Below are 23,900 nucleotides of genomic sequence, written 5' to 3'. Positions count from 1 at the left end.
AACTGCGTGGCTTTCACCCATGCTACTACTAGCTAGTAGTATATTTAACTAACGCAACTAGACTATGCGGAGAATGCCATAAAAATGAAGATACTCCTTATTTTTACGAAAATCATCGGATTGTGAGTCCGGCTCGTGCTTTTCGTGTCTTTCGTGGACAATGCATGTGTTGCGCCAGCAGCGCATGATATCCAGTACCCAATACAAGTTCAGCCGCAGATGACCCAGCGAAAACCCGCAGCGCTCCATGCCTCCAGTGCCCGGTTTCGTCCTGTCTTCTCGCCCCCAAGAACCAAACCGCAGAAAGTTGTACATGGACCAAATTCGCATTCGGGGTGCGCGCACGCACAACCTCAAAAACATCAATCTTGACTTGCCACGCAACAAGTTGGTCGTCATTACCGGCCTGTCCGGCTCCGGCAAATCGTCGCTGGCGTTCGACACGCTGTACGCGGAAGGACAGCGCCGTTATGTCGAATCGCTGTCGTCCTACGCGCGCCAGTTCCTGCAATTGATGGAAAAGCCGGATGTGGATTTGATCGAAGGCTTGTCGCCGGCGATTTCCATCGAGCAGAAAGCAACGTCACACAACCCGCGCTCCACGGTCGGCACCGTCACCGAAATCCACGATTATCTGCGCCTGTTGTACGCCCGCGTCGGCACCCCCTACTGCCCCGACCATCCGGAAACCGCGCTGGCCGCGCAATCGGTGTCGCAAATGGTCGATGCGGTGCTGGCGATGCCGGAAGACACCAAGCTGATGATCCTGGCGCCGGTGGTGGCCAACCGCAAGGGCGAGCATCTCGACTTGTTCGAGCAAATGCAGGCCCAGGGTTTTGTGCGTTTCCGGGTCCAAAGCGGCACCGGCGCAGCCAAAATCTATGAGATCGACGACGTGCCGAAGCTGAAAAAAACCGAAAAGCACACGATCGACGTGGTGGTCGACCGCGTCAAGGTAAAAGACGACATCAAGCAGCGGCTGGCGGAATCGTTCGAGACTTCGCTGCGGCTGGCCAACGGTCGCGCGATCGCGATGGAAATGGACAGCGCTGCCGAGCAAGTGTTTTCCAGCAAATTCGCCTGCCAGCACTGCGGCTATTCGCTGCAGGAGCTGGAGCCGCGCCTGTTCTCATTCAACAATCCGATGGGCGCTTGCCCGGAGTGCGACGGCCTCGGCCATATCGAGTTTTTCGATCCCAAACGCATCGTCGCCTTCCCGAATCTGTCGCTGGCCTCCGGCGCGGTCAAAGGCTGGGACCGGCGCAATCAGTTCTATTTCCAGATGCTGACCAGTCTGGCCGATTATTACGGCTTCGACCTCGATACGCCGTTCGAGCAATTGACGCACGAAGCGCAGCAGATGGTGCTGTACGGCTCCGGCAAGGACAAGATTCCGTTCGCCTATCTGAACGAGCGCGGCAAGAGCGTGATCCGGGAGCACACGTTCGAAGGCGTGGTCACCAATTTGCAACGGCGCTACCGCGAAACCGATTCGATGGCGGTCAAGGAAGAGTTGGCCAAATTCATCAACGAGAAGCAATGCCCGTCCTGCCACGGCGCGCGGCTGCGGGTCGAAGCGCGCTTCGTGAAGGTCGGCAGCGGCGCGCAGGAACGCGCGATCTATGAAGTTGCCGGCATGCCGCTGCGCACCACGCTGGCATTTTTCGAGCGCCTCGAATTGCACGGCGCAAAAAAGGAAATCGCCGACCGGGTGGTCAAGGAAATCATCTCGCGCCTGACTTTTCTCAACAACGTCGGGCTCGATTACCTGTCGCTCGACCGCAGCGCCGATACCTTGTCCGGAGGCGAAGCGCAACGCATCCGCCTCGCCTCCCAGATCGGCTCCGGCCTGACCGGCGTGATGTACGTGCTGGATGAACCCTCGATCGGCCTGCACCAGCGCGACAACGATCGCCTGATCGACACCCTGCGCCATCTGCGCGACATCGGCAACAGCGTGCTGGTGGTCGAGCACGACGAAGACGCGATTCGCACCGCCGACTGGGTGGTCGACATGGGCGTCGGCGCCGGCATCCATGGCGGCGAAGTGATCGCGCAAGGCACGCTGGCCGACATCCTGAAAAGCGAAACATCGCTGACCGCAAAATACCTGAACGGCACGCTGGAAATCGCCACCCCCGCCAAGCGCACCGCCGTCAACCTCGACAAGCAATTCATCATCTCGGGCGCGGCCGGCAACAACCTGAAAAACGTCACGCTGAATTTGCCGGTGGGCCTGTTGACCTGCGTTACCGGCGTCTCCGGCTCGGGCAAATCGACGCTGGTCAACGACACGCTGTATCTGGCCGCCGCACGGCATTTGTACGGTTCGCACGCGGAACCGGCCGCGCACGAATCGATTGCGGGTCTGGAACATTTCGACAAGGTAATCTCGGTCGATCAAGCCCCGATCGGGCGCACGCCGCGCTCCAATCCGGCCACCTACACCGGCCTGTTTACGCCGATCCGCGACCTATTCTCGACCGTGAATATGGCCAAGGAACGCGGCTATTCGGCCGGACGGTTTTCGTTCAACGTCAAGGGCGGGCGCTGCGAAGCCTGCCAGGGCGACGGCGTGATCAAAGTCGAGATGCACTTTTTGCCCGACGTCTACGTGCCGTGCGACGTCTGCCACGGCAAACGCTACAACCGCGAAACGCTGGAAGTGCAATACAAGGGCAAGAACATCACCGAAGTGCTGGCCATGACGGTCGAAGAAGCGCACGAATTCTTCAAGCCGGTGCCGGTCATCGCGCGCAAGCTGCACACCCTGCTCGATGTCGGCCTCGGCTACATCCGGCTCGGCCAGAGCGCCACCACGCTGTCCGGCGGCGAAGCGCAACGGGTAAAACTATCGCTGGAACTGTCGAAACGCGATACCGGCCGCACGCTGTATATCCTGGACGAGCCGACCACCGGCCTGCACTTCCACGACATCGACCTGCTGCTGAAAGTGATCCACCGGCTGCGCGACCAGGGCAACACCATCGTCGTCATCGAGCACAACCTGGACGTGATCAAAACCGCCGACTGGCTGATCGACCTGGGCCCGGAAGGCGGCGCCGGCGGCGGCCAGATTATTGCGACCGGCACTCCGGAACAAGTGGCGGCCAATCCGGCCAGCGTCACCGGGCAATATCTGGCACCGTTATTGCAAAAGAAATAGTCCGACAGGAGAGCAATCCATGGCAAAAAACATGCGTATCGTCGGTCTGGTGCAAGGCGTCGGCTATCGCGCCGCCTTCACGACGCAAGCCCGCGCGCTGAAGCTCTCCGGCTGGGTCCGCAACCGCCTCGACGGCTCGGTCGAAGCCAGCGTTGCCGGCGAAACGCAGGCACTCAAGCACATCATCGCCTGGGCCGAGCATGGGCCGGCCGGCGCGCAGGTGCAATGTGTGGCGGTGACTGAAGCCGATGATGGGTTAATCGCGGATGGCGAGTTTCACATCTTGCCGAATAAGTAGGTCGGAAGTTTCGCAGGATGGGTGAAACCCATCCTGATCGACCGCCCAATGCGATGGGTTGCACCCATCCTACCTGCTGTTTTATAGGGGTATTTTTAAAACACAAATGCAAACGTGCGCGAAATACCGTGTTTTTTTCCATACTAGGATGCAGTAATAATATCTATAACAAGTTTCCCGTAGCCTGGTTCAACGCAAACCCATCCACAAACCGAGCGGCACGAAGGCGAGCGCAGCCAGGTTTCCTAGCAGCACAATCGAGGCCACCTTGTCCGGCTCTTGCTGATATTTTTCCGCCATCATGAAACAGAACACGGCCGGCGGCAGCGCGGCAAACAGGTACATCTGGCCGCGCTGCGCCGGGTCCATGCTCAGGACTTGATCCAGCCCGAAGGCGACGATCAGCCCGGCAAGCGGGCAGACGATGGCGCCGACCAGGCCGATATGCCAGCTCTGGAAGGTAATGTCGAGCATGCGCACGCCGAGCGCGAACAGCATGATCGGGATGCACGCCTCTCCCAGCATTTTCATGCCCTGGAACAGCGGTGCCGGGATCGGGATTTTCGCCACCGAAAAAATCACGCCGATGATCATCGACAGCATCATCGGGCCTTTCAGGAAAGCCCAGTGGGATGCGCCGCTTTTGGCACGGCCGGATTCAAGAACCTTGACGCCGACGGTAAAGTAAATCAGGTTGCATGCCATGAACAGCGCCACCGCTGCCGACAGGCCGGTCTCGCCAAACGCCAGCACCGCCAGCGGCAGCCCCATATTGCCGCAGTTGTTGTACATCATCGGCGGCACGAAGCTGCGCGGATCGTAGCCAAACAAGCGCGCCACCGGCCATGCCAGCAAGCCGGAGCCGAGCGAAATCAGCACGCCGGCCAGAATCAGGGTGGCGTTTTGGGCCAGGTTGAAATCTTTTGCCGCCAGCGCGGTAAACACCAGCAACGGGCACAGCACATCCATGCTGATCCGATTCACCGCAGCCATATCGGACTTGGCCGCCGAGCCGCGAAAGCGGGCAAACGCAAAGCCAATCGCGATGATGAAAAAAACCGGCAAGATAATGCCGAGGATGCGTTCAAATACTTCCATCTGATTTCCTGGTGTTATTTATTTTCATAGGATGGGCACGCTTTTGCGCCCACGCGGACATGCACAACGATATTGGAAAAGCCACCTTGCTTGGGTGGCGGTTCGTCTGGCGCGCGCGGGGCGATGAAGCCGTACCCGCCACCATTTTCACTTCAATAAACGCGCTTCTGCCAGCGCTATTGCCCTGATGGTGCCGCGCAGCACGATGATGTCGCCCAACGCCAGAATCAGGTTGGCGGACAACGCAAGATTCTGCAGACCGCGGCGCACGTTCATGATGTCGACCTCTATGGCGTCGAGTTCCAGCGTCTCTAGCGACTTGCCTATTGCTCTGGCCTCATCGCTTAACGTCACGGTGCGCAAGCGTATCTGCAAGTAATCAATGTCATTGGCGTCTACCGCCATGCCGTGAAAATAACCGCGAAACGATGCATAGCGCTCGCCCCGCGCGGCCCTGATCCGGTGCACCACGCGACGCAAAGGCACGCCCAGCAGCACCAGCGCATGCGAAGCCAGCATCATGCTGCCTTCAATCGCTTCCGGCACCACCTCCGTAGCGCCCGCAGCGCGCAATTTTTCAAGATCGGCATCGTCGTAACTGCGCACGATGACCGGCAGATTCGGCGCCAACTCATGCACGCAATGCAACAGTTTGAGCGCCGACGGCGTGCTGGCATAAGTGACCACCAGCACGGCGGCGCGATTGATGCCGGCCGCGACCAGACTTTCCCGGCGCGCCGCATCGCCATACGAGACATGCGAGCCTGACGCTTGCGCATCGCGCACCAGTTCCGGGTCCAGGTCCAGCGCGTGATAGGCCCGGCCCTCTTCTTCGAGCAGCTTGGCCAGGCTCTGTCCGCCACGGCCGAAGCCGGCAATGATCACGTGCTTTTGGTTCGACATCGTGCGCGAGGCAATCTGGGTCAGCGCCAGTGACTGGACCATCCATTCGTTGGCCGATAGCTTCAATACAATGGCGTCCGACTTTGCCAGGATGAACGGCGTCAGCAGCATCGACAACACCATCGCGGCCAAAATCAGCTGGATGATGAACGGATCGACCAGCCGCAGGGCACCGGCCTGATTGAGCAAAACGAAACCGAATTCACCCGCCTGCGCCAGTCCCAGCCCGGTGCGCAACGCAATTCCGGCGGAAGCGCCAAAGGCTTTGGCTAGGCCGGCAATCAGCACGAACTTGAACAGCACCGGCACCAGCAGCAATAACAGCACCAGCCACCAGTTCTGCAACACCAGCGTAACGTTGAGCAGCATGCCGATGGTAATGAAAAACAGGCCGAGCAAGACATCGCGGAACGGCTTGATGTCTTCTTCCACCTGATGCTTGTATTCGGTCTCGGAAATCAGCATGCCGACGATGAACGAGCCCAGCGCCAGCGACAAGCCGGCCATTTCGGTAATCCAGGCCGCTCCCAGCACGATCAGCAACAGATTGAGCATGAACAGCTCTTGCGAGCGCCGCTTGACCACCACCTGAAACCACCAGCGCATCAGCTTCTGGCCGATGAACAATAGCAAGACCAGCACAATCACCGCCTTGAAGCCGGCCCAGGCCAGCGTTTCGAGCAAATGCCCCTGATCCCCGGCCAGCGCCGGCACCATAATCAGCAACGGCACCAGCGCCAGATCCTGAAACAGCAGGATGGCGATAATGCGCCGCCCGTGTTCGCTTTCCAGTTCCATGCGTTCGGTCAGCATCTTCGACACAATCGCGGTCGATGACATCGCCAGCGCGCCGCCCAATGCAAACGAGGCCTGCCAGCTGATCGACATCAGCTGCGGCAACAAAGTCGCCATCATCCAGCCAAATGCCATGGTGGCGACAATCGTAAACAGCACCTGCGCCATGCCCAGCCCAAACACGGTTTTGCGCATGGCGAAAAGCTTCGGCAGCGAGAATTCCAGGCCAATCGAAAACATCAGGAAAACCACGCCGAATTCCGCCAGCTGATGGGTATTTTTGCTGTCTTCCACCAAACCGAGTGCGTGCGGCCCGATCAGCATGCCTACCACCAGATACCCCAGCATCGGCGGCATTTGCAGCATGCGAAAAGCGACCACGCCCAACACGGCGGCGCTTAACAAAATAAGGGTAATTTCCAGGGCTGAGAACATGATTTTTAATAAGTTGGCGCAGGGCAGACAGCTTTGTTGCCACTGGCAGGTTTTTTGCTTTGCTAATTCGATTATACTTTCAGTATGAATCAACCTACTGCAAAAAACTTGCCAACAGAATTCGGTCCCGCCCAGGCGCTGCGCGCGCTCGATTTGGCGCGTGAAACGCTGCAAATCGAAGCTGATGCGATATTGGCGCTTAAGGAGCGGCTGTGCGTCGATGACAACCGCATGGGCCGGGCTGTCGCTATTTTGTTCGCTTGCCGCGGTCGTGTGGTGGTGTCCGGGATGGGCAAATCCGGCCACATCGGCCGCAAGATCGCCTCGACCCTGGCCTCAACCGGCACTCCGGCTTTGTTCTTGCATCCGGGGGAAGCGGCGCACGGCGATCTCGGCATGGTGACCGCGCAGGATGTTTTCATTTCGATTTCCAATTCGGGCGAAGCGGCGGAACTGGTGGCTATCGTGCCGATCATCAAGCGCATGGGCGCCAAACACATCGCCATGACAGGCAATGATGCTTCCAGCCTAGCGCTGCTGTCCGATGTGCATCTGGACGTCCGGGTCGACCGGGAAGCCTGCCCGCTGAATCTGGCTCCGACCGCCAGCACCACCGCCACCTTGGCGCTGGGCGATGCGCTGGCGGTGGCGCTGCTGGATGCGCGCGGCTTCCGGGCCGAAGATTTTGCCCGCTCGCACCCTGGCGGCGCACTCGGCCGCCGCTTGCTGACCCGTGTGCGCGATGTCATGCGCAGCGGCGACGCGGTTCCGGCCATAACGGTCGACGCCACGTTGAGCGCCGCCCTGCTGGAAGTTTCCCGCAAAAGCATCGGCATGACCGCCGTGGTGGACGACGGGTTTCACGCCGTCGGCGTATTTACCGACGGCGATTTGCGGCGCCTGATCGAACATGTCCAGGATTTCAGCAAACTGCTGATCGCCGATGTGATGCACGCCAACCCGCGCACCATCGGCCCCGACCAGCTGGCGGTGGAAGCGGTTGAAATCATGGAACAATTCCGCATCAACCAGTTGCTGGTGGCCGACACTGACGGGGTCCTGATCGGGGCGCTGCATATCCACGACCTGACCCGCGCCAAGGTCATCTGATGACGCAGGACAATGACCGTATCGAACGCGCCCGGCAGCGCGCAGCCCAGGTCAGGTTGATGATCTTCGACGTCGACGGCGTCCTGACCGACGGCAGCCTGCACTTCGGCCCGGAAGGCGAAGTCATCAAGAGCTTCAACGTACTCGACGGCCACGGCATCAAGCTGTTGCAGCAATCGGGTGTAGCCACCGCCATCATCAGCGCGCGCCAGTCGGCCATCGTGGCGCGCCGCGCAACCGATCTGGGCATTGTGCATGTGCAGCAGGGCATTCATGACAAGCGGCACGCCTTCGAGCAACTGCTGGCGCAAACCGGAATCCCGATGCAATCCTGCGGCTTTATCGGCGATGATGTGATCGATCTGCCGATCCTGACCCGGGTAGGTTTTGCCGCCAGCGTGCCGAACGCCCACCCCGAAGTGCAGTGTCGGGTCCATTACGTGACGCAAGCCGGCGGCGGGCGCGGTGCGGCGCGCGAAATTTGCGACTTCATCCTGCGCGCGCAAGGCAATTACGAGGCGGCGCTGGCACCGTACCTGACATGAAAACCGCCGGCGCGACCTACCGCCTGCGCCTGATCGTAATCATTGCGCTGGGTATAGTCATGACGCTGGGCAGTTTCTGGGTGCTGGAAGTGATGCGCAAAAGCAGTATCGATAACGCACCGAATATTGCCCGCAGCGAGCCTGATTTCTATGTCGATAATTTTAAATTCATCCAACTCGCCAAAAACGGACAGCTACACTACAAGATGTCCGGCGACAGGCTCACCCACGAGCCACTGCATGACTCTTACCAAATCACGCAACCGGTCATCATCAACCCGGGCCAGGCACGCGCACCGATGACGATGCGCGCCGAAAGCGCAATCATCGAAGACAATAACAGCAAGATGCATCTGCACAAGAATGTGCGAATCGATCGCCCGGCCTCCGGCCAGAGCCAAGCCCTGCACCTCGAAACCGAATACCTGCTGCTGCTGCCCGACGAAGATGTGATGCAGTCGGACCAGCCGGTGAAAGTGCTGCTGGGCCAGTCCACGCTCTCGGGCAATGGCCTGTTTGCCAACAACGCCACCCGGGAATTGCGTGTAACGGGCAATGTGCGCGGCAGCCTCCCGGCATCGTCGGCGCATTGATGCTTATTGCACCGAGGCACCGAGCCTGCGGCAACCCACCCTCTTTGATAGGAATAGCGTTATGAAACGGTTTTTTCTGATGTCCCTGACGCTGGCCGGGATGATTTTTTCGGCGAGCGCGCTGGCCGAAAAAGCCGATGCAGACAAGCCGACCAACATTGAAGCCAACCAAATGGCTTACGATGATCTCAAGCAGATCAACACCTTCATCGGCAACGTGGTCTTAACGCGCGGCACGCTGCTGATGAAAGCAGGCAAGGTGGTCGTCACGACAGACCCGGCCGGCTATCAGTTCGCCACCTTGTACGGCGCACCGGGTGCAGTGGCAACCTTTCGCCAGAAGCGCGATGGCGGTCCCAACCTGTGGGTGGAAGGACAGGCAGAACGGATCGAATACGATACCAAGGCAGAAATAGCCAAATTGTTTTCGCACGCAAAGCTCAAGCGGCTCGATGGCAGCAAGACCATCGACGAAGTCGAAGGCGAATTCATTTCCTACAACAGCGGCAGCGAATTCTTCAACGTTACCAACAGCGCCAGCGGTGTCGGCACGCCGGGCAACGGGCGCATCAAGGTGACCATCCAGCCGCGTACTGTAAAGGGCCAATAAGATGAGCCAATCCAGTATCCCAGGCAGTACCCTGAGCGTGCGCGGCCTGCAAAAAAGTTACAGCAAACGGCTGGTCGTGCGCGACATCTCGCTGGAAGTAAAAAGCGGCGAAGTGGTCGGCTTGCTAGGCCCCAACGGGGCCGGCAAGACGACATCGTTTTACATGATCGTGGGTTTGGTGCCATCCGACGCCGGCACCATCGATCTCGACGGCGTCGACATTTCGCGCCTGCCGATCCATCGCCGCGCGTTACTCGGTCTGTCTTACCTGCCGCAGGAAGCCTCGGTTTTTCGTAAACTGACGGTCGAGGACAATATCCGTGCAGTACTGGAATTGCAAAAAGAAAATGGTAAAGCGCTCTCGAAAGCTGCCATTGAAGAACGCCTGAACAAGCTGCTGGCCGACTTGCAAATTGAAAAATTGCGCGAAAATCAGGCGCTGTCGCTTTCCGGCGGCGAACGCCGGCGGGTCGAGATCGCCCGGGCGCTGGGCACCAACCCGCGCTTCATCCTGCTCGATGAACCGTTTGCCGGGATCGACCCGATTGCCGTCATCGAGATTCAGCGCATCGTGCGTTTCCTCAAGGAGCGCGGCATCGGCGTGCTGATCACCGACCACAATGTGCGCGAAACCCTCGGCATCTGCGATCGTGCCTATATCATCAACCAGGGTGCCGTGCTGGCCAGCGGTCAGCCCGACGACATCATTGAAGATGCCTCGGTGCGGCGGGTGTACCTGGGCGAACATTTCCGCATGTGAAGATAAACCACCTGATGCGACAAGTCCTTTCGGTATGAAGCAATCACTCCAGCTGCGCACTTCGCAGCATCTTGCGCTGACGCCGCAGTTGCAGCAATCGATTCGCCTGCTGCAACTGTCGACGCTGGAGCTGCATCAGGAACTAGAACAGATTCTGTGCGACAACCCGCTGCTGGAACGGCTGGACGATCCGCTCGACCATTCGGTGCGTTTGCTGGCCGATGGCGTAATCAGCACCAGCCCTGCCACCACAGCCTCAACTGAAACCGATCCAGCCGGTACGCAAGGCGGCAGCGCCGCCGAAGCAGATGCCGGATTGGATACGCCCGATGCACAGACGGCCGCATCGGACTGGAGTTTTGACGATGTGGCGCGCACCAGCAAAGCGCCGGAAGACGACGACGGCCGGGCCCAGCTCGGCGCGCACGAATGCACTCTGCGCGAGCACCTGCTGGAGCAAGCCCATTTAAGCTTGCAGCAACAGCGCGACCGCGCGTTGCTGGAATTGCTGATCGATGCGCTCGATGACAATGGCTACCTGGAAGAGTCTCTTGACGCCATCCATGCTCGCTTGCCGCCCGAACTCGGTATCGAACCGGAAGATCTGACGTTCGCGCTGGCCCTGCTGCAAAGCTTCGACCCGGCCGGAGTTGGCGCGCGCAGCCCGTCGGAATGTCTGGCGCTGCAGATCCGCCACTTGCCTAAAGCGCCGTTCGTTACGCGCCGTCTGGCGCTGGCCATCGTCGAACAGCACCTGGCATTATTTGCGCAACGCGACTTTAACAAACTCAGAAAACTGCTCGATTGCGACGATGAAGATTTACGCGAAGCACAGACGCTAATCCGGCAATGCAACCCGCATCCGGGCGCCATTTTCGGCAGCGGCAGTGCCGACTATGTGGTACCCGACGTCATAGTCAGGCCCGGCAAAAATGGCTGGCAAGTCAGTTTGAACCATGAAGTCATGCCGCGCCTGCGGGTCAATGCGCTGTATGCCAACATCCTCAAGCAAGACAAGGGAAGCGGCTCGATGACGTCGCAGCTGCAGGAAGCGAAGTGGCTGATCAAAAATATGCGGCAGCGTTTCGATACGATTTTGCGGGTTGCACAAGCGATAGTCGAGCGGCAACGGAATTTTTTCAGCCACGGCGCAGTCGCCATGCGGCCTCTTGTCTTGCGTGAAATTGCTGATACACTAAACCTGCACGAGAGCACAATCTCCCGCGTCACCACCCAAAAATACATGCTCACACCGCATGGTATGTTTGAGTTGAAATACTTCTTCGGCAGCCATGTCGCCACCGAAACCGGAGGAGAAGCTTCCTCCACCGCAATCCGCGCACTCATCAAACAACTGATAGGAGCTGAACACCAGAAAACACCACTTTCCGACAGTAAAATCGCCGACATGCTGGGCGAGCAAGGTATGGTCATCGCTCGCCGTACCGTCGCAAAATACCGCGAAGCGCTCAAAATCCCACCTGTCAATTTGCGAAAGTCTTTGTAGTCCAGTCGTCTGAAGTCCTTGCAATGCAGTTGCTGTTGCTGCATTTTGGCTCTGGCCGGCCCACCAGGCCCGAGGCAGGCAGTGACAATTTCCATAGGAGTGCTTTATGAATCTCACCATCAGTGGACATCACCTCGAAGTAACCCCCGCCATTCGCGAATATGTACAATCCAAAGTCGAGCGCATTACGCGCCACTTCGATCATGTCATTGATATCGCGCTCATTCTGAGCGTTGACAAGCTCCCTGAAAAAGAAAAACGGCAGCGCGCTGAAATCAACCTGAATCTCAGCGGGAAAACGTTACACGCTGAAAGCGCGGACCAAAACCTGTACGCAGCCATTGATACGATGATCGACAAGCTCGACCGCCAGATCATCAAGCACAAAGGCAAGGTACAAGACCGCCCACACGATGCCATCAAGCACCTGGACGGAGAACCCGAGCTGCCGGAAGAATCCGCGGTTTCCTGAGAGGAGATACGCAGAGTCGAACAATTCGACTCGCAACAATCAAGGGCGCAAGATGCGCCCTTTTTGACACCTGATTAAAACTGATGCCAGATACGCGCAGTGCTTGCAACACTTGAAAAGAATTCCGAATTTTTGAGTGACATCAGTAGATAAAACTTACGTAAATTCACCATTCCAGCCAAGGCGCACCTTCACCATGACAGAACACGTTCACATTTCGACCGAAAACCAGATCGGCTGCATCACTCTGAATCGTCCCAAGGCGCTCAATTCCTTGTCGCTGGAGATGATCCGAACTATTACTGAAGTGCTGCTGGCGTGGCGCGCCGACACCGGCATCCACGCGGTGTTGATCCGCAGCAGCAGCGAAAAAGCTTTCTGCGCGGGCGGCGATATTCGATTCTTTTACGATATAGGCATCGCGACGCCGCGTGGCGGCAGCGCCTTGCTGGAAGATTTTTTCACCGAAGAATATGCGCTCAACCACCTGATCCATCACTATCCGAAACCGTATATCGCGCTGATGGATGGCGTGGTGATGGGCGGCGGCATGGGCGTGGCGCAAGCCGGCCCCGCCAGCCGGCTGCGCATCGTGACCGAACGCACCAAGATGGCGATGCCGGAAGTCAATATCGGCCTGTTCCCGGATGTTGGCAGCGGCTATTTTCTGTCGCGGTGTCCGGGGCAACTCGGCACCTATCTGGGCGTTACCGGCGACATCATCACAGCCGCAGACGCTTTGTACGCCGGCCTGGCCGATTTCTTCCTGCCGTCGGCGCAATTGGTGCGGCTAACAGACATGCTCCAGTCGGGCGACGATATCGATGTGCGAACGGCCATATGCGACTTCGCAGCCGGCTTCAACCACGGCATTGCGCCCGAGGCCAGCCTGCTGGCGGTCCATCGGGCCGCAATCGATCGCCATTTCGCACAGGATACAGTGCCGGCCATCATCAAATCGTTGGCGCAGGACGATGCGCCGTTCGCGCAACAGACCCTGGCCCTCATGCAAAAACGCTCGCCGCTGATGATGTGCGTGACGCTGGAGCAGCTCCGGCGCAGCGCCGCACTGAGCGTGGCCGATTGCCTGCGCATGGAGCGCACCATGGTGCGTCATTGCTTCGAGCAGGGCGAAGTCATCGAAGGGGTGCGGGCGCTGGTGGTGGACAAGGACAACGCGCCGCAGTGGAATCCGGCCACGCTGGCGGAGGTAACGCCGGACATGATCGCCGGCTTCTTCGCGCCGGTCTGGCCGCCGCATGCGCATCCGCTGCGAAGCCTCGCATAACCATTTAAAAACAGGGAGTATAGTTAAAAACAATGCATTTTCCGCATATTATATATGCGGAATTAAAAAATACCTGGAGGCGTATTTTTTAATGCTCCAATTATCAGAGTTCTTCCACCATGAATAAACGCCGATGTTCGCGCGTCGCATAACGGTCGGTCATGCCGGCAATATAGTCGGCAATTTTGCGCGCCTGCGCCTGCAAGTCGTTCTGCCCGGCAGGCAGGCGATGGTCCGGCGGCAGCAGGTTCGGCTCTTCCATGAAGGCTTCAAACAGCGCGGTAATGATGTGGCGCGCCTTGGTCGTCATGCGGTTGACCAGATAATGGCGGTACAGATTCTCATGCAGGAAATGCTTCATCAGGGCGGCGTCCTGGCGCATCTGGTCCGAAAACGCGATCAGCGTGCCGGCGCTGCGCACCGCGTCGATCGATGCCGGCTGCGCCTGCGCGATGCGGGCTTCGGAAGTCCGGATTAAATCGACGATCAACGCGTTGATCATGCGGCGCACCGTTTCATAGATCGCCCGCCGCCCGCTGATGCCGGGAAATACCGCTTCGACTTCGTGCCGGTGGCGCGCGAACAGATCGACTTCATCCAATTGTTCCACCGTCAGCAAGCCGGAGCGCAAGCCGTCATCGATATCGTGATTGTTATAAGCGATGGCGTCGGCCAGATCGACCAGCTGCGCCTCCAGCGACGGCTGCCTGCGGTCGATGAAACGCTGGCCGATGGCGCCAAGCTTGGCCGCATTTTCCAGTGAGCAATGCTTGAGAATTCCTTCACGGGTCTCGAAGGTCAGGTTCAAGCCATCGAAAGCGCCATACCGTTGTTCCAGCGCATCGACCACACGCAAGCTTTGCAGATTATGTTCAAAGCCGCCATAGCCCTGCATGCAGGCATTCAGCGCATCCTGGCCGGCATGGCCGAATGGCGTGTGCCCCAAATCATGCGCGAGCGCGATGGCTTCGATCAAATCTTCGTTCAGGCGCAAGTTGCGCGCCACCGAGCGGGCGATTTGCGCCACTTCCAGGCTATGCGTCAAACGGGTGCGGAACAGATCGCCTTCGTAATTGACGAAAACTTGCGTCTTGTATTCCAGACGGCGGAAGGCGGCAGAATGGATGATGCGGTCACGGTCGCGCTGGAACTCGGTGCGCGAGAAAGGCGGCGGCTCCGCAAAACGCCGGCCTTGCGATGTGGCCGGCTGGGCTGCATAGGGAGCAAGATCGGCGTTGAGGTTCATGGGCCTGGAGTCAAATTTAATTTGATTTAATGAATTGCAGCTTGCAGCGTTGCCAGCAGAATGTCTGGCGGCACGCTCATGATAGCGGGTTTTCCGAGCGGCTTGAGGAGGATGAATTTGATCTGGCCGCCTTCGTTTTTCTTGTCGACTTCCATCAGCTCCAGCCAGCGCGCCTGGCCCAGATCCGGCGCTACCGCTGGCAAACCTGCCGCCTGCACCAGAGTATTGACGCGAATCTTGGTCACGTAGTCGATGAATCCCAGCCGGTACGACAAATCGGCCGCCATCACCATGCCGCAGCCGACCGCTTCGCCGTGCAGCCACTTGCCGTAACCGAGTCCGGATTCGATCGCATGGCCGAAAGTATGGCCGAAGTTGAGAATCGCGCGCAAACCGCCCTCGCGCTCATCCTGGCGCACCACATCGGCCTTGATTTCGCAGGAACGGTGGATTGCCGCGGTAATCGCGGCAGTATCCCGCGCCACCAGTTTGGCGATATTGCTCTCGATCCAGTCGAAGAATGGGGCATCGATGATGGCCGCCATCTTGATGATTTCGGCCAGACCGGCGGCCAATTCGCGCGCCGGCAAGGTGGCCAGCGTGCTGATGTCGCTAATCACTGCCTGCGGCTGGTAAAACGCGCCAATCATGTTTTTGCCCAGCGGATGGTTGATGCCGGTCTTGCCGCCGACGGCAGAATCGACCTGCGACAGCAACGTGGTCGGGACTTGAATGAAGGGAATCCCGCGCATATAACTGGCGGCCGCAAACCCCGTCAGGTCGCCGATGACACCGCCGCCCAGCGCAATCAGGGTGGTCTTGCGGTCGCATTTTGCGTCCAGTAATGCATCGAAAATCTGCATCAGACTGGCCCAGTTTTTATACTCCTCGCCGTCGGGCAGGATGATGGTCATTACCTGTTTGCCGGCTGCCTGCAGCGCCTGCACAAACGGCTCCAGATACAAAGGCGCCACAGTGGCGTTGGTCACCACCGCCACCCGCTGGCCCTGGATATGCCGACCGAGCAGAATGGGGTCGGTCAGCAGCGACTGGCCGATGATGATCGGATAGCTGCGGTTGCCCAGATCGACTTTCAGTTGCATGGAATGGTGTTGTAAAGTATTCATCTGTTGCCGTTTATTCTGGGGTTCGTCAAGCGCACAAGAGTGTGCGGTCTGCTCAGACTGCACTGACAGTCCCAAGTGGTGCAATATGGAGTGCACCATGAATTGTACATTTGGCCGCCCGGTATCGATGACGAGATGGGCAATTTCGCGATACAGCGGATCGCGCTGGCGACTGAGTTCTTCCAGCAGTTTGCGCGGATCGGCAGTCTGCAACAACGGACGGTTCTTATCATGCCCGGTGCGCTGCAAAATATTTTGCACACTGGTGCGCAAATACACCACCGTACCGCGCGCATGCAAGTAAGCCCTGCTCTCTGCATCGAGAATCGCACCGCCGCCGGTAGCCAGCACGATGCCCTGCTCCGCCGTCAGGTCGCGAATCACTTCCGCTTCCCGCCGACGGAAGCTGCCCTCCCCCTCGATTTCAAAAATCCACGGGATCGAGGCGCCAGTGCGCGCCTCGATCTCATGGTCCGAATCAACGAAACGCTTGTTCAGCTTCTTGGCCAGGGCGCGGCCAACGGTAGTTTTGCCAGCGCCCATCAAGCCGACGAGGAAGATATTTTCTTTTAATACTGAGACGCGCATTCTTCTACACCATAAGGGCTGGTTTGACCAGGTGGCGATACATCAGTGTCATCGTAATCTGAGGCTAGCCCTGGCAAACCGAATGAAGCAATATAGCGCGCTTCGGTTCCAGCCACTGCACCAGTTATTGTCATCGCCACATCCGTCCAAGCTGCACGGTCGCGCGGATAAACTAATGAGATAGTCGCCGATCCGGTTGCATCCGTTTTGCCAGTAGACGTCACCGTCACAGGGATACCGGGATCAAGCCGGCCATTACCATTGAAATCTTCCCCTGCATCAAGTATCCCATTGCTATTCGCATCTTCATTAGAACACTGATAAATCGGAGATACTTGTGCCCATTTAGGCTCCAAATTAGAGACAACAACTGCCCAACGCCCTTTGTAATAAGTACGCGGCCGAACTGAAGCTGCCACAGTCGCTCCTGAAACAGCATTACCAGAAGCATCTGTCACAAATACGGCATAGTCCACTTGATACGTTGCAGAAGTCGGTGTTGCTACTGTATTGCCAGTTCCTGCGCTGATAAACAGTGACTGCTTGGAAACCGTCAGTGTAGCGATAGTCGCGGCAGTCGATGCACCCTGAATCTGCGCCCGAATTTGAACGCCATTCAGTGCGGTAGAAGTGGTGCCTGCAATATAAACCACTAAAGCGGAACCGTCACTGCCGGTCGTTGCAACGGAAGGCTGCTGCAAACTGCCGCCACTTGAGTCTGACACAATGGAAAAATTTACCGACGCATTTTTTACTAAATTATTCTGCGCGGTGCCATCACGCACTACGGCGCGAAGCGTACTTTGCTGGGCCGAACTACCACTGGTATTTGTGCCAATAATAGCAAAATCCGGCTGCAAACTAATCGTCGCGTTAGAAGTTAATGGTGCGATAAATTCAATCGTTCCTTGTGCGGTGGTTCCTGTAGAACTCAGTGTAGCGTTAAGTGTCGCCACCCCTGGAGTACTCGCTTGTATATAGGCAGTTGCGTTTCCGCTGCCATCCAAAGCAAGCGGCGCGTTCAATGTTGCGGCACATACGGCATCACTAAATACACTGCCGAGTGAACTATTCAAATTTACTACACCGGACTGCGCTACTCCAGCGACGTCATGATGAATACTGACTTTCTGACAAGTATAAGTGCTAGCCTGGGTTAGCATCGTTCCACCGCCATTTACCACCTTCACAATAAAATTTGAGGCGTTAATTTTGATTTGCGTAGATGCTTTCTCACCCAATGCCGCGACGGATACTGTGTCCGCAGTTCCGCTTTTCGCCGTAAAAGACAAAATAAGCTGGCCACTGGAATCGGTGATTGCCGCCCCCCCGCTTTTGACTGCCAATCCATTGGTAATGGCACTGAAAGTGACTGACTTGCCTTTGAGAGGAGAGCCGGCTGAATCTTTCAAAGTCACGGAGATATCCGAGACCGTATTGATATTGACGCCAGCGCTAGCGTTGATAACGAGTTTGGTACCGACAACATTCACAGTTGTTGTTTTTGATGTGGCGCCAGCGGCTTTCGCAGTCACTGTAATCAGACGTGTCGTAGGATCCCCACCAATACTCAATTTCGCAGTCACGAGTCCGTTTGCATCAGAAACCGGATTAATCCCAGTAATGTCACCCGAGTCGGCACTAAAAGTTACTGTCGCGCCGGAGACCACGTTATTGTTAGCATTTTTGACTACAGCTTTAATCGTTACCTCTGAACCTTCAATGCCGGCTGATTGAATAACGCCACTATCAGAGGTTACCAAGATGGAAGCAACGGTGGGGCTAGTTGAAACAGGTGGTGTTACCTGATTTGGATTCGATCCCGGCGATCCCCCGCCGCCGCCGCAAGCCGCCATCATGATTGCAGCCAAAGCTCCTGCACCAATATTCAGAAGCATATTCCTCGAACTATTTTTCAGACCAAATCGCATTATTTTCCCCTTACCCTTACTGTTTTTAAAACTTTTAATCAACGCGTCGTCAAGCGATCTGCCACGATTTTCGGTGTGATAAATATCAGTAATTCCGTCTTGTCATTGGTGCGGCTCTTGTTCTTGAACAAGTTGCCGAGAACAGGAATATCGCCCAGCAACGGAACCTGGGTCACTTGCTCGAGTTCCTGCTGGGTGTAGATGCCGCCGAGCACCACGGTACCGCCATTTTCAACTTGCACCTGCGTTTTGACATGCTTGTTGTTGATCGCGAAGTTGCCGCCCACCGCAGCGCCGCGGCTGTTTTTGGTGACATCGACATCGAGGATGATGTTGCCGTCAGGCGTGATCTGCGGCGTCACTTCCAGCATCAGGTTTGCTTTTTTGAACTGGATCGCGGTCGCGCCGCTGCTGGTCGCCTCCTGATAAGGGATTTCCTCGCCCTGTTCGATCAGCGCCTGCTGCTGGTCGGAGGTGACGACACGCGGACTGGAAATGACTTTGCCGTTGCCATCAGCCTCCAGTGCCGAAATTTCCAGATTCAGGAAGCGGTTGGCGGCAGCCGAGAACAGGCTAACCGCGAGATTGCCGGCGTTAAATGAATTGAGCCCGGCCGCCGGCAGATTGACAAATTGAGTAGCACTTTGCGTCGCTGTCGACACTGCCACCTGACCTGTTTGCTCGGCGACACCTTGCAGGCTCCCGGTGACGGCAGCACGGTTATTACCACTAATCTGGTAACCGCTATCCCCGCCACGAATAGTGCGCAGATCTGCGAAGCCAAGCTTGACGCCGAGGTTCTTGCTGAAGCTGTCGCTGGCCTCAACGATGCGCGCCTCGATCAGGACTTGGCGTGAAGCAATATCGATTTTCTGGATCAGTTTGCGGATATCGTCCAGCTTCGATGCAATATCGGTCACGAACAACTGATTGGTGCGCTGGTCGATGACGGCGCTGCCGCGTTTCGACAGGATGCGATTTTTGCTGTCGGCGGCACCATCCAGGCCGAATACCAGTTTGAATGCGTCTGCCTTCTGGTAATTCAACTGGAAAGCTTCCGAGCGCAGCGGTTCCAGTTCTGCGATTTGCGCCTTTTGCTCCAACTCCAGCTTCTCTTTCGTGAGCAACTCATCCTTAGGTGCAATCCACATCACAGTGCCGTTCTTGCGCATATCCAGTCCTTTGGCTTGCATCACGATATCAAGCGCCTGATCCCACGGCACGTCCTTCAATCTGAGGGTAAGATTGCCACTCACGCTATCGCTGGTAATGATATTGAGCCCGGTGAAATCAGCGATGACTTGCAGTACGGATCGCACATCGACATTCTGAAAATTCAGCGACAGCTTTTCACCCCGGTAGCCCTGCGTTCCTTGCGTAAGCTTGTTGGAGTCTTCCTTGATCGGCCTGACTTCGATCACCAGTTGGGATTCGCTCTGATAAGCGCTGTGCTCCCACAATCCTTTGGGCTCGATGGTCATGCGCACATTATTTCCTTGCGGCAGCGTCGTGATGGTTTGCACGGGCGAACCGAAATCGGCCACATCCATCCGGCGGCGCAATACTTCCGGCAGACTTGCTTTCAGAAAATCCACCACAATCGTTTGACCCTGCTGGCGCACATCGACACCAATCTGGCTGTTCGGCAAGTCAACGATAATGCGCCCTTCGCCTGCCACCCCACGGCGAAAGTCGATGTAATGGATATCTTGCTTGCCGGCCACCGCGGGTGCTGCGGCCACTACCGGCAAGCCGGATGCGCCTGTTGGAGTAGCAATGCCGCCGGAACCGTCAATCGTCACAATGACCATATTGCCTTCGACCACGGTGGCGTAATGCAGGGGCCGCTTCAGATTGAACACCAGACGCGAACGCGTCGCTGCCTGCACTAGGTTGACATTGGTGACATCGCCCAGATTGATGTCCTGCACCGATTTGCCAGTGGCATTGCTAACACCGGCGAAATCCAGCGCAATACGGGCCGGACTGGTGATCGCAAAACCGAGCGGCGCTTTGATCAGCGGCTTTTTAAGCGTCACCTTGACTATCACGTTCGCGCCCTGCTGATTGGCGACAATCGACTCAATTGCATTATCGGCAGGCGCCTGCGCCAGCGCGAAACCGCTGACTAACCACAGGCAGAGCACTACCGACTTCTGTGCTGCCCGCTTTGCGGCTGCAGTTGCCATAGCATCCAAGCTTTTATATTGTTTTTTTAATGCGTTCATTTTTTACTCTCCTGCAACTCTAGCGTGGCTTGGCGCTCAGTCCACTCCCCTGACGCATCTTGAAAAATTTCCCTTAATTCCAATTCGGTTTCGGTTACTTTGGTCACCATTCCGAAGTTTTGACCGACATAATTGCCTACCTTGATCTGGAACACAGCCTTATCAACCTGCAATAGCGCATAACTCAGCCCGGGTTTTTGCAAAGTACCGACCATTTTCAGCGTGTCCAGCGGATAAGCTTCCAGCACTTCCCGCCGCCTATCAAGATCAGGCTTGAGCATGCTATTCGATTTGGCCCGCATTTTCGCCAGCGCCACCGACAGCTTGATTGGGTCGTAAGGGTCGACCGCATCAGCGGCACTGTAGGCAAACGGCGTGAATTGTTTGGGTTCGTCAATTTTGCGAATGATAATTTTTGTTTCACGCTTGACATCTTTCATCCATTGCGTGACTTCCAGTTGCTCACTGTCGCCGCACCCGCCCAAGCTGGTCAACAGCAGCACCAGCGGCAAACTCTTTACCCATCGGAAACACATCATTTTTTGCCACCCTTCTTGTCGGTAGCCAGCTTGCGCTGGGCTGCAACTTCTTCCGGGTCCAGGTAGCGAAACGTCTTGGCGACCGCTTCCAGGCTTAATGCGCCATCCTTGCCTGCAACCAGATTCATGCTGTTGAGCGTGACGATGCGCGGCAAATGAGCGATATCGCTGGTGAACGCACCGACATCGTGATAACTACCGACAACCTTGATATTGATCGGCAGCTCGGCATAGTAGTCTTTGACTGCCACCTGACCCGGCTTGAACAATTCGAATTGCAAGCCCCGCCCAATGCCGGCCTGATTGATGTCGGACAGCAGCGCATCCATCTCAGCCTTGTTCGGCAATTGCTTTTCCAGGGTGGCGACATATTGGCCCACTAGCTCTTTTTGTTTGCGCAGACCGTCAAGATTCATGGCTTGCGCGATCTTGCTGCGGTATTCATCTCTGAGCTTTTGCTCCTGATGCACTCCGGCGTCCAGCGCTGCAATCTGGTCACTCCAGTAAAAATACCAGCCCAGCACCAGTACCGCAAACAGGGCCCCGAATGCGCATAGCAGGCGTGGCGCAAGCGGCCACTGACCTGGCTGTCGTCCATCAAGGTCCTGAAATTGTGCTGCGAGTGAATCGATTACTTGTTTTACATCTGCCATGAAGCGTCTCTCTTGCTTTGTTGTCAGGATTGCGCAGGGGAGACTCTGGCATTTGCGGCCGCCTCTGGCTCTTTGTCACGCGGCCGCTTGATACCCACATTGACGGTGAATTCGAAGACTTTTTTGGCGTCCTTGCCTTGCCCAAGGTTGGTGGAGCGGATTTCAATCAGCTCGGGCAAGTTAAGCCAGGAAGAGTTATTACTGAGGTTGCGCAAAAATTCCGAAACCCGCTCATTCGACTGTGCGTAGCCATTCAGGACCACACGCTGTCCGTCCTGCTTGAAGGCGCGCAAATAGACGCCCTCAGGAGTTTGCTTGACCAACTCATCCATCAGGTAGACTGGCTGGTTGCGGTCTCCCTGCAAATCCTCTACCGCCTGCTGGCGCGCCGTTAACGCCTCAATCTCTTGTTTCAGCGTAGAGATTTCCTTGATCTGGATATCGAGCCTGGCATTTTCGGTCCTGATGAAGTTATTGCGCTGCTCTTGTACGGAAATTTTATTTCCAATGCCAAAGCCCACCAGAATCACAATCAGCGCCGCCACAGTGCCGGCCAAACCCAGCATTGCGTAAAATTCACTTTGGCGTTTTTTACGCTTTTCTTCCCGATGCGGAAGCAGGTTAATCCTGATCATAGATCGAACCTCCGCAGCGCCAGGCCGCAAGCGACTAAATAAGCAGGCGCATCGATGCGCAATTGTTTTTCACGTATCCCATCACTCAGTTTCATGCCGGCAAAAGGGTTGACGACCGCGCTGGCAATCTTTGTTCTGCTGGCAACGATATCGACCAAATCGGGGATGGTAGCGCAGCCCCCGGAGAGAAACAGCCGGTCGATGCGGGCATGCGGCGTCGAGGTGAAAAAGAACTGTATCGCACGGGTGATCTCTTGCGCCGCGCTTTCCAGAAACGGCGTAAGCAGTTCAGCCGCATAGTTGTCGGGCAAATTGCCCACCTTCTTCTTGATCTCGGCCTCTTCAAAGGCCAAGCCATAGGTGCGCACGATATCCTGGGTCAGCTGATTGCCGCCAAATGGTTGCTCGCGCTCGTAAATTACCTGACCATCCAGCACTACGGAGATATGCGTCAACTGCGCACCAATCTGGAACAATGCGATGATTTGTCCCTTGCCGGCCTTGGGCTGCACCGTATTGATGCGTAGGAGCGCGGACCTGGCCGCGTACGATTCGATGTCCATGACTACCGGCTTCAAGCCAGCCGACTCGGCAACCGCCACCCGATCCTCCACCTTTTCTTTACGCGAGGCCGCGAGCAAGACATCTACATCGTCGGGGGAATTGCCGGATGGGCCAATCACATCAAAATCGAGGCTGACTTCGTCCAGTGCAAACGGAATATACTGGCTGGCTTCCGACTCGACATGCAGCTCCAGCTCCAGTTCTGACATTCCTGCCGGCAAGACAATCTTCTTGGTGATGACCGAAGCCGACGGCATTCCCAATGCAACATTTTTTGCGCGGGCGCCGCTTTTCTTCCAGAGGCGACGTACCGCCTCAGCAACCTGCTCGATATTTTCAATATTGCCATCCACGATGGCGCCGCGCGGCAATGCTTCAAATGCGGCCCGCTCCAGTCGCAATTCGCCCTTACTGACCTCTGACAACTCGACTAACTTCACTCCTGAGGTACTGATATCCAGGCCTATCAATGGCGGATTTCTGGCGCCGAATAACGATCTAATTTCAATAGCCAAAGACAGCCTCTCTTAAGGTGACTTAATGTGACGCGCCGTGTGAACGCAACATCCAAATGGCGGTCCAATTTGCGGAGCGGTGTAAAAATGCAAATTTATTTTTCTTGTAAGGTAGTGATTTAGATCAAACTTTTTAAAATTACTTTAAATCGTAGCAATAAGCGCCCGAATATGTAAAGAAATTTCCACAAAGAAACAATAATATGCGTTGCCAAAATCCGATTTACCTGCAACGCGGCTCATACACAATTGGCCCGGCACGCGGTTCCACCCCTTGCATTCAAGAGGGATTAT

Annotated in this window: 20 protein-coding genes; 10 read left to right on the top strand and 10 right to left on the bottom strand. The window is 56.7% G+C overall.

Features of this window, described 5'->3' with window-relative positions:
- Positions 1 to 313: 313 nt before the first annotated feature.
- Together uvrA and FKCLFG_RS01095 are read left to right on the top strand one after the other, a co-directional pair.
- Positions 314 to 3,166, top strand: a complete 2,853-nt coding sequence (gene uvrA, locus FKCLFG_RS01100) for an excinuclease ABC subunit UvrA (RefSeq protein WP_472614409.1) — start codon at positions 314 to 316, stop codon at positions 3,164 to 3,166.
- Between the two features lie 19 nt (positions 3,167 to 3,185).
- Positions 3,186 to 3,464 carry an acylphosphatase gene (locus tag FKCLFG_RS01095; protein ID WP_472614408.1) on the top strand — a complete coding sequence of 93 codons (279 nt, stop codon included), beginning with the start codon at positions 3,186 to 3,188 and terminating at the stop codon, positions 3,462 to 3,464.
- A 189-nt stretch (positions 3,465 to 3,653) separates the two neighbouring features.
- On the opposite strand, the gene FKCLFG_RS01090 is transcribed toward FKCLFG_RS01095, so the two are convergent.
- Both FKCLFG_RS01090 and FKCLFG_RS01085 read right to left on the bottom strand, forming a co-directional pair.
- Positions 3,654 to 4,562: an AEC family transporter gene (locus FKCLFG_RS01090; protein WP_472614407.1), complete on the bottom strand. Its 909-nt coding sequence runs from the start codon at positions 4,560 to 4,562 to the stop codon at positions 3,654 to 3,656.
- Positions 4,563 to 4,709: 147 nt separating this feature from the next.
- Complete coding sequence (locus tag FKCLFG_RS01085) at positions 4,710 to 6,695, bottom strand: cation:proton antiporter domain-containing protein (protein ID WP_472614406.1); 1,986 nt, start codon at positions 6,693 to 6,695, stop codon at positions 4,710 to 4,712.
- 84 nt (positions 6,696 to 6,779) lie between these two features.
- Here FKCLFG_RS01085 and FKCLFG_RS01080 point away from each other — a divergent pair, with 84 nt between their 5' ends.
- From FKCLFG_RS01080 to FKCLFG_RS01045, 8 genes are all read left to right on the top strand, one after another.
- The gene (locus FKCLFG_RS01080) at positions 6,780 to 7,805 is read left to right on the top strand and encodes a KpsF/GutQ family sugar-phosphate isomerase (RefSeq protein ID WP_472614405.1); all 1,026 of its coding nucleotides are present in this window, start codon (positions 6,780 to 6,782) and stop codon (positions 7,803 to 7,805) included.
- Positions 7,805 to 8,350 carry a KdsC family phosphatase gene (locus tag FKCLFG_RS01075; RefSeq protein ID WP_472614404.1) on the top strand — a complete coding sequence of 182 codons (546 nt, stop codon included), beginning with the start codon at positions 7,805 to 7,807 and terminating at the stop codon, positions 8,348 to 8,350. The genes FKCLFG_RS01080 and FKCLFG_RS01075 overlap by 1 nt, the downstream gene beginning before the upstream one ends.
- A complete protein-coding gene (gene lptC / locus FKCLFG_RS01070; protein ID WP_472614403.1) occupies positions 8,347 to 8,943 on the top strand; it encodes an LPS export ABC transporter periplasmic protein LptC in 597 nt (198 codons plus the stop codon). The genes FKCLFG_RS01075 and lptC overlap by 4 nt, the downstream gene beginning before the upstream one ends.
- A 61-nt stretch (positions 8,944 to 9,004) precedes the next feature.
- Entirely contained in the window at positions 9,005 to 9,553 is a 549-nt protein-coding gene (lptA, locus tag FKCLFG_RS01065) for a lipopolysaccharide transport periplasmic protein LptA (RefSeq protein ID WP_472614402.1), read from the top strand.
- A 1-nt stretch (position 9,554) separates the two neighbouring features.
- A complete protein-coding gene (gene lptB, locus FKCLFG_RS01060; protein WP_472614401.1) occupies positions 9,555 to 10,313 on the top strand; it encodes an LPS export ABC transporter ATP-binding protein in 759 nt (252 codons plus the stop codon).
- Positions 10,314 to 10,347: 34 nt separating this feature from the next.
- Positions 10,348 to 11,820: an RNA polymerase factor sigma-54 gene (locus FKCLFG_RS01055; RefSeq protein WP_472614400.1), complete on the top strand. Its 1,473-nt coding sequence runs from the start codon at positions 10,348 to 10,350 to the stop codon at positions 11,818 to 11,820.
- A gap of 106 nt (positions 11,821 to 11,926) precedes the next feature.
- Positions 11,927 to 12,292: a ribosome hibernation-promoting factor, HPF/YfiA family gene (hpf, locus tag FKCLFG_RS01050; RefSeq protein WP_472614399.1), complete on the top strand. Its 366-nt coding sequence runs from the start codon at positions 11,927 to 11,929 to the stop codon at positions 12,290 to 12,292.
- Between the two features lie 196 nt (positions 12,293 to 12,488).
- Positions 12,489 to 13,580, top strand: a complete 1,092-nt coding sequence (locus tag FKCLFG_RS01045) for an enoyl-CoA hydratase/isomerase family protein (protein WP_472614398.1) — start codon at positions 12,489 to 12,491, stop codon at positions 13,578 to 13,580.
- A gap of 103 nt (positions 13,581 to 13,683) precedes the next feature.
- Here the strand turns inward: FKCLFG_RS01045 and FKCLFG_RS01040 are convergent, their stop codons facing one another.
- The 8 genes from FKCLFG_RS01040 to FKCLFG_RS01005 are packed head-to-tail and all read right to left on the bottom strand — an operon-like array spanning position 13,684 to position 23,606.
- Positions 13,684 to 14,826 (bottom strand): deoxyguanosinetriphosphate triphosphohydrolase, encoded by a 1,143-nt coding sequence (locus FKCLFG_RS01040; protein ID WP_472614397.1) that lies wholly within the window; start codon positions 14,824 to 14,826, stop codon positions 13,684 to 13,686.
- A gap of 26 nt (positions 14,827 to 14,852) precedes the next feature.
- Positions 14,853 to 16,541 (bottom strand): bifunctional shikimate kinase/3-dehydroquinate synthase AroKB, encoded by a 1,689-nt coding sequence (gene aroKB, locus FKCLFG_RS01035; RefSeq protein WP_472614396.1) that lies wholly within the window; start codon positions 16,539 to 16,541, stop codon positions 14,853 to 14,855.
- Positions 16,523 to 18,472 carry an autotransporter outer membrane beta-barrel domain-containing protein gene (locus FKCLFG_RS01030; protein WP_472614395.1) on the bottom strand — a complete coding sequence of 650 codons (1,950 nt, stop codon included), beginning with the start codon at positions 18,470 to 18,472 and terminating at the stop codon, positions 16,523 to 16,525. Before FKCLFG_RS01030 ends, aroKB begins: the two co-directional genes overlap by 19 nt.
- A gap of 38 nt (positions 18,473 to 18,510) precedes the next feature.
- Positions 18,511 to 20,661, bottom strand: a complete 2,151-nt coding sequence (gene pilQ, locus FKCLFG_RS01025) for a type IV pilus secretin PilQ (protein ID WP_472615892.1) — start codon at positions 20,659 to 20,661, stop codon at positions 18,511 to 18,513.
- A 35-nt stretch (positions 20,662 to 20,696) separates the two neighbouring features.
- On the bottom strand, positions 20,697 to 21,203 hold the full coding sequence (locus FKCLFG_RS01020; RefSeq protein WP_472615891.1) for a pilus assembly protein PilP: 507 nt from the start codon (positions 21,201 to 21,203) through the stop codon (positions 20,697 to 20,699).
- Positions 21,204 to 21,235: 32 nt separating this feature from the next.
- Positions 21,236 to 21,892: a type IV pilus inner membrane component PilO gene (locus tag FKCLFG_RS01015; RefSeq protein ID WP_472614394.1), complete on the bottom strand. Its 657-nt coding sequence runs from the start codon at positions 21,890 to 21,892 to the stop codon at positions 21,236 to 21,238.
- Positions 21,893 to 21,915: 23 nt separating this feature from the next.
- On the bottom strand, positions 21,916 to 22,527 hold the full coding sequence (locus FKCLFG_RS01010; RefSeq protein WP_472614393.1) for a PilN domain-containing protein: 612 nt from the start codon (positions 22,525 to 22,527) through the stop codon (positions 21,916 to 21,918).
- On the bottom strand, positions 22,524 to 23,606 hold the full coding sequence (locus FKCLFG_RS01005) for a pilus assembly protein PilM (RefSeq protein ID WP_472614392.1): 1,083 nt from the start codon (positions 23,604 to 23,606) through the stop codon (positions 22,524 to 22,526). Before FKCLFG_RS01005 ends, FKCLFG_RS01010 begins: the two co-directional genes overlap by 4 nt.
- Positions 23,607 to 23,900 lie beyond the last annotated feature (294 nt).

This window comes from Gelidimonas denitrificans (genome assembly GCF_055694065.1).
The sequence above is the reverse complement of the archived record's forward strand: the minus strand, read 5'-3'. Positions and strand labels throughout refer to the sequence as shown.

What these genes read in the sequence shown, in the direction of transcription:
- uvrA (WP_472614409.1), top strand. Translation starts at nt 314, where the DNA reads ATGGACCAAATTCGCATTCGGGGTGCGCGCACGCACAACCTCAAAAAC.
- FKCLFG_RS01095 (WP_472614408.1), top strand. Translation starts at nt 3,186, where the DNA reads ATGGCAAAAAACATGCGTATCGTCGGTCTGGTGCAAGGCGTCGGCTAT.
- FKCLFG_RS01090 (WP_472614407.1), bottom strand. Translation starts at nt 4,562, where the DNA reads ATGGAAGTATTTGAACGCATCCTCGGCATTATCTTGCCGGTTTTTTTC.
- FKCLFG_RS01085 (WP_472614406.1), bottom strand. Translation starts at nt 6,695, where the DNA reads ATGTTCTCAGCCCTGGAAATTACCCTTATTTTGTTAAGCGCCGCCGTG.
- FKCLFG_RS01080 (WP_472614405.1), top strand. Translation starts at nt 6,780, where the DNA reads ATGAATCAACCTACTGCAAAAAACTTGCCAACAGAATTCGGTCCCGCC.
- FKCLFG_RS01075 (WP_472614404.1), top strand. Translation starts at nt 7,805, where the DNA reads ATGACGCAGGACAATGACCGTATCGAACGCGCCCGGCAGCGCGCAGCC.
- lptC (WP_472614403.1), top strand. Translation starts at nt 8,347, where the DNA reads ATGAAAACCGCCGGCGCGACCTACCGCCTGCGCCTGATCGTAATCATT.
- lptA (WP_472614402.1), top strand. Translation starts at nt 9,005, where the DNA reads ATGAAACGGTTTTTTCTGATGTCCCTGACGCTGGCCGGGATGATTTTT.
- lptB (WP_472614401.1), top strand. Translation starts at nt 9,555, where the DNA reads ATGAGCCAATCCAGTATCCCAGGCAGTACCCTGAGCGTGCGCGGCCTG.
- FKCLFG_RS01055 (WP_472614400.1), top strand. Translation starts at nt 10,348, where the DNA reads ATGAAGCAATCACTCCAGCTGCGCACTTCGCAGCATCTTGCGCTGACG.
- hpf (WP_472614399.1), top strand. Translation starts at nt 11,927, where the DNA reads ATGAATCTCACCATCAGTGGACATCACCTCGAAGTAACCCCCGCCATT.
- FKCLFG_RS01045 (WP_472614398.1), top strand. Translation starts at nt 12,489, where the DNA reads ATGACAGAACACGTTCACATTTCGACCGAAAACCAGATCGGCTGCATC.
- FKCLFG_RS01040 (WP_472614397.1), bottom strand. Translation starts at nt 14,826, where the DNA reads ATGAACCTCAACGCCGATCTTGCTCCCTATGCAGCCCAGCCGGCCACA.
- aroKB (WP_472614396.1), bottom strand. Translation starts at nt 16,541, where the DNA reads ATGCGCGTCTCAGTATTAAAAGAAAATATCTTCCTCGTCGGCTTGATG.
- FKCLFG_RS01030 (WP_472614395.1), bottom strand. Translation starts at nt 18,472, where the DNA reads ATGCGATTTGGTCTGAAAAATAGTTCGAGGAATATGCTTCTGAATATT.
- pilQ (WP_472615892.1), bottom strand. Translation starts at nt 20,661, where the DNA reads ATGGCAACTGCAGCCGCAAAGCGGGCAGCACAGAAGTCGGTAGTGCTC.
- FKCLFG_RS01015 (WP_472614394.1), bottom strand. Translation starts at nt 21,892, where the DNA reads ATGGCAGATGTAAAACAAGTAATCGATTCACTCGCAGCACAATTTCAG.
- FKCLFG_RS01010 (WP_472614393.1), bottom strand. Translation starts at nt 22,527, where the DNA reads ATGATCAGGATTAACCTGCTTCCGCATCGGGAAGAAAAGCGTAAAAAA.